The 515-nt window shown below is 69.9% G+C and carries 1 protein-coding gene; it reads left to right on the top strand.

What is annotated here, in order from left to right:
* The first annotated feature begins 37 nt into the window (after positions 1–37).
* Positions 38–307 carry an HPr family phosphocarrier protein gene (locus ACXJKJ_RS32280; RefSeq protein WP_256775713.1) on the top strand — a complete coding sequence of 90 codons (270 nt, stop codon included), beginning with the start codon at positions 38–40 and terminating at the stop codon, positions 305–307.
* The last annotated feature ends 208 nt before the right edge of the window (positions 308–515 follow it).

Genomic DNA, 515 nt, shown 5'->3' with positions numbered 1-515 from the left:
GCCGCGGCAGGCACTCGCAATGGAGCGATTGTCGACGATGCTTGAACGTGAACTCACCGTATCCAACCGCCTGGGCCTGCACGCCCGCGCCACTGCAAAGCTGGTGCAGGAGCTGGCGCCTTTCCGCTGCAATGTGACCATGGCCGCCAAGGGCCGCGAGATCAACGCCAAGAGCATCATGGGCGTGATGCTGCTGGCCGCCGGCCAGGGCACCCCGGTCACCGTGCGCATCGACGGCGAGGATGAAGCCGCCGCGATGGAGGCGGTGGTGGGACTGTTCGAACGGCGTTTCGACGAGGACAGCTGAGCATGGGGGGGCAGCCGCGACCGGGATCCTCCGCACCGGCCCGGACCGCGTCCGGGGCGATGCTGTTGTCCGGCCACGGTGCCTCGCGCGGCAACGCCCTGGGCCGCGCCCGGGTGCGCCTGCCGCATGCGCTGGAAGTGGCCGAGCAGCGGATTCCGCCGGGCAAGATCGAGGCTGAGCTGGAGCGTCTGCACGTGGCCGTGGAAGC

The organism is Roseateles sp. P5_E1 (assembly GCF_054049335.1).
This window is presented reverse-complemented; position numbering and strand designations above follow the sequence as displayed.